The sequence below is a fragment of the Bifidobacterium sp. AGR2158 genome, assembly GCF_000424225.1.
Classification (GTDB): domain Bacteria; phylum Actinomycetota; class Actinomycetes; order Actinomycetales; family Bifidobacteriaceae; genus Bifidobacterium; species Bifidobacterium anseris.
Genome location: NZ_AUJM01000006.1, coordinates 1 through 4,947 on the forward strand (window position 1 = coordinate 1; position 4,947 = coordinate 4,947).

A 4,947-nucleotide genomic window follows, 5' to 3' on the forward strand; every position below is an offset into this window, starting at 1 on the left:
CACCTTGCCCGACGCGTCCACCGTCGCCACCGAAGTGTTCGACGACTTCCACGACACCGCACGATCCGTCGCGTTCGCAGGAGCCACCGTCGCCGTGAGCTTCCGCGTCGCGCCAGTTGCCAGCTCGAAATCGCCACCCGAGATCGAAACCGACGAAACAGGAACGGTCACCGTGCACGGAGGGTTGTCGACGGTGAGCTGGCCGCTCTTGACAAGCAGCGACTCGCCTGTGCCCTTGTAGTTGGCTTCGCCATTGTTGTCCCACTGACCGGAGCCGTTGTTGAACACGAACTCGACTTCGTCCTGATCGGGGTTGTCGATCGTGTACTTGACGTAGCCGTCGCAGGCAGCGTCCATCTTCACGCCGGGCGCGGTCGTCCACGTGCCGGCCGCACCACCCTTGTTCACACGGTAGTGCAGGTAGGTGGAGTCCGCGCCGTAGGCGCTCGTCGGATAGTAGACGGTTGTCGTCGTCGGGATGATGAGCTCACCGGTCACGGTAATCGTAATCGTGTCGGTCTTGTCTCCGGCCTTGGCCGTGATCGTCACAGTGCCGGCCTTGTTCGCCTTGACGTTGCCCTTCGAGTCGACGGTCGCGATCTGCTCGTTGGACGAGCTCCACGTGACCTTCTTGCTCGAGGCATTCGCCGGGGCGACGGTCGCGCTCAGCTGAGCGGTGCGGGAGACACCGAGGTCGATCGACATCGAATCACCTTGATTGATCGTGACGGAATCGACCGGAATCGTGATGACCGGGCCGCCGGCTGCGCCGATGCGGGCGAGCGGAGCGGAGTAGGAGTCATCATCCGACTTCTCGTAGGAGTTGTTGGCCTGCGAGGTGGTATCCGGAAGGTCGGCGTTGTCGTTGGCCGCGAGATCGTACGGGAGGGCGTCCATGCCGGACAGACCCATCGTCGCGACGATCTGGACGCCGACGCCGGTCTTCTCGACGTCGGAAGCGGTGATGCCGAGTTCCTCGAGCGGGATGGACATCTCGTAGTTGACGTCCTCGGCCGCCGAGTTGTGGCCCTTCGAGTTGAACTCAACCCAGTTGGCGTTGTCGTTCTTCATATCGCCCGGCACGCGGTTGTGGGCCGTGCCCCAGCCGCCGTCGATGCCCCAGACTTCCTTGCTCAGGATGCCCTTGCCGTACTTGAACTTCATATTCGTCTTCTGGGTGCCGACCGCAGGAGCAGCGCCCGGGCCATAGATCGCGTTCGAGTTCAGGCCGTTCTCATCGCCGCCGTACATCCACGGACCGTTGGCGCCGTTGTAGGAGATGCCGACGAGGTTGTTGATGCTCTGCTCCCACTGGTTGTTCGAAGCCCAGATGGTGCCACCGGTCGTGAGGTTGAGGTTCTTGCCGATCTTGTTGTCGGTACGTCCCGTGTCAAGCACGATCCACACCGGGCAGTTGAGCTCGCCGAACAGAGGACGGCCAATCGGGTAGTTGTCGCCCGGATCGACATAGTCCTGGACGTTCGTCATCTCCCACATCAGGTAGAGGTTGTTGTCATCCCAGGTGCCGTACAGCGTGTAAAGATCGATCGGAACCTCGTACATCGAGTTCTCGCGGTAGACACGCGGATCGTCATTCGCGGCGCCCTGGGCGATGATCATCGAGGAGTCCCAATCACTGACGTTGCCGTCGACGGTGATCGTCTTCTTGTTCTTCTGCCCGGTCAGGTTCGTCGAATAATACTTGGCGAGTTCCTGTGCCGCGCGCTCGACCTTCTCATAGGTGTACTGGACGTTGAAGTCCTTGCCTGTGGTGCCGGTTCCTTTGGCGGTGAGCGTCAGCGTGATGACATCGCCGACCTCGGCTCCGGCGCCGATGGCAATGGTGTCGCCGTCTTCGATGGAGCCCGACTTGCCGTCGGAGGTGGAGTAGCGAGCGTTCGCCACATTCTTCATGCTCACCTTGACATCAATGCCGTTGCCGGTGAACGTGGTGCTTCCCGGAGCCGCGCTGATGTACTCGACATCACCGACCTGGCCGCCGCCGTTGAAGAACACGGAAACGGCGTTGCCCTTGGCGCGGCCCGACGTGATCTTGCCGTCCTTGACGGTGATCGATCCGCCGTTGACCTGATCCTTGTAAGTACCGTTGTCCAGAACCACGGACATGCCGTTCAGGTCACGGTCGCCGCCGGTGTTGACGACGGTGACGCCGTCGTTGTTGTCCTGGCCATCGGAGACGTAACGCTGAATCATCAGGCAGGAATCGTCGCCGCAGTTGGCGAGGTTCTCGGGAGCGCCTTCCATGGCGTTGCGGAACTTGTTGACCGCCACGACTTCGGGATGCTTCCACTCGTCATCGCCCGCGGCACCGAGCTGCGTCTGCTCGGAGAACTGCGCATTGTTGCCGCCGGAGCCCACCGGACGGTTGAAGAACAGCGGAGCGCCGCCGGCACGGGAGCCGATGATGGCCCAGCCCTTGCGGATCTTGTCCGCGGTGATTCCGGTGGATTCCTTGTCGTCATTCGCATAGTTGTCGTGAGACTCGACCCACGTGACGATCTGGTTGTCCTTGACGCCCTGTCCCTGCAGGCTGCGCAGCGAGTTGGCGTTCATACGGCCGGTCGAGATCGCGGCGCGCACAGCCTTGCCGTAGTTGGAGCCGGTGTTGCCGCCGCCGTTCGACGAATACTTGTCGAACAACGCCGGATATGCGGCGACATTCAGACCCGTATCGCCCTGCAGAACTTCGCCGTACTGGTACTGTGCACCGTTCGGCAGAATCGTGTCGAAGTACGGGGAATGCTGCTCGAACTCGTCCGGAAGCTCGATGTGCTTCGCCGCGTCATAGCGGAAGCCGTCGATGCCGTCGGCCACGGCGCGGGTCAGGTAGTCCTTCATGGCATTGGACACGTCCTGGCTCTGGGTGTTAAGATCCCACAGGCCGAGCAGATGGCACTGGGTGACCTTCCAGCGGTTGCCGTAGTCGATCTGGTCGCCGTCGGCGCCGCCGCAGATGCCGTTACGCGTATGGAACTTGTTCTTGTCCTGCCAATTGGATTCGATGGCGTTCCAATCGGAGGAGAAATGATTGATGACGGCGTCGGCGATGATGCGGATGCCGTGCTTGTGGGCTTCCTCGGTCATGGCCTTGATTTCAGCCTCGGTGCCGATGACCTTGTTGCCGATGCCGGTTCCCGTCGGCTGGTACACGTAATACCAGTTCTTTGTGAACTTCATGCCCTCGACCGGTCCCTTGATCGTGCTCATCGGGACGGTCTGGATGGAGGTGTAGCCGGCGTCTGCAATCGCCTGCATGTTGTTCTTGATGGTGTTGGCCGACCACATCCATGCGTGGAGGATCGCGCCGTAGTCCATTTCCTTAGCCAAACCATACTGCTTGCGCGCGGCCTCGAAGGTCGCGTTGCCAAGCGTACGATCATAGCTCGTCGTCGGGCCCACATGATCGGCCGCCACGGCCGTGGAGGTCCCCAACGCCATGCCGCCGACAAGCGTGGCCGCGGCCGCGAGGCCGGCGATTGCCTTCGTCGCGAACCTGCGACCCGAAGGACGCTTGTCCGAGACGGGACCGACCCCGTGCTTTTCAGACAGAGGTGTCATGCCACTGTCTCCTTTTCTTCTCTAGAATAATTCTTTCTTTCCTTGTGTTGCGGCCCCCGTCAGCACAGCCGGGAACCTGATGCGACATCCTCCCGCCACCGGATACACCGCCAGCAAAAGGATAGAAACAGTCAACACAATCATTGTGCAACCGTTCGCATTCCATCTAGTATACCCAAATACTTGCACAACATCAACACAAGTGCGTCGATACGCGAACGTTCGCAGATTCGCAGTGAAGCGCCAGAACATACACGGAACGCATACATATGAACGTTATGAACCTATGGAATCTGCCTCGTGATGCAAGTTGACGCAAAGTGACTGATCTATTGGTACGTCAGCTAATGATCCATACAAATACGAGAAGGCCTCCGGAGGGGCTTACCCCGGAGGCCTTCTCGCTTACTCCATCATCGCAGGAATAGCTGTGCTCGAGAACCAAGCGTTCCGAACACGCCAATCTCGCTAGTTGAGATGGGTGTCAAGGCGATGTAGGAATGCGGCCATGTGTTCGCGAGGCGTAGAGTTGTTGCCATTGAACTTCTCTTCGCCACCATTCACGATGCCAGCATCAATGCCCCAGAGAATCTCACGCGCCGCAAAGGTGTTCTTCTTGACATCAGTGAACTTCTCATAATCCTTATCGGATGGCTTAAAGTTCGCCGCGCTCGAAGACCCCTCCATCGTCGCGAAACGATTGAGGAACGTGATCATCTCAGCGCGCGTGACGGGAAGCTGGCCGCCGAAGGTGCCATCATTACGACCCTTAGTAAGACCGATGCTTGCAGCCCAGAGAATTTCCTTGGCCGCGAACGATCCTTCCTTCACATCCGGGAATCGCTTGTAATCAGCCGCAGTCGGCTTGTAATTCGCCGCTCCCTTATCTCCACGCTGAACAGCGAGGCGATAGAGGAACACCACGGTATGAGCACGAGTGGTATCGTCCTTGGGGCCGAAGGTTCCGTCGGGATTACCCTGCGTAAGCTTATTGCTAACAAGCCATTCGACATCATTATAGAAATGATGGGACTTCGGAACATCCGGGAAGGTCGAATCAGCCTTGACAACAGTCAGCACGATAGAAGCATGGCGATTGCCTGCCGTCACCGTGATTGCGCTGACGCCAGGTGCCTTCGGAGTAACGAGTCCATTACCGTTGACGGTAGCAACGGAGGAATCAGAAGAGCTCCAAGTCAGAGCACCCACAACAGCATTCTCAGGATTGAGCTTGGCGGAGAGCTGATGACGCTGATTGCTCTTAATCGTCAGAGCGTTGTTTTCCACGCCTTCTCCAGTGATCTGGATCGACTGCAGAACCGGGCCATCCTCCTGGACCGTCACGATGATCGAAGCGGACTTGCCACC

General features: G+C 59.2%; 2 protein-coding genes. Both read right to left on the reverse strand.

Annotated features, from left to right (window positions below):
- On the reverse strand, window positions 1-3,579 hold a 3,579-nt coding region (locus G606_RS10580; RefSeq protein ID WP_051198248.1), incomplete at its 3' end, for an Ig-like domain-containing protein.
- 468 nt (window positions 3,580-4,047) lie between these two features.
- On the reverse strand, window positions 4,048-4,947 hold a 900-nt coding region (locus tag G606_RS10845), incomplete at its 5' end, for an S-layer homology domain-containing protein (RefSeq protein WP_196799978.1).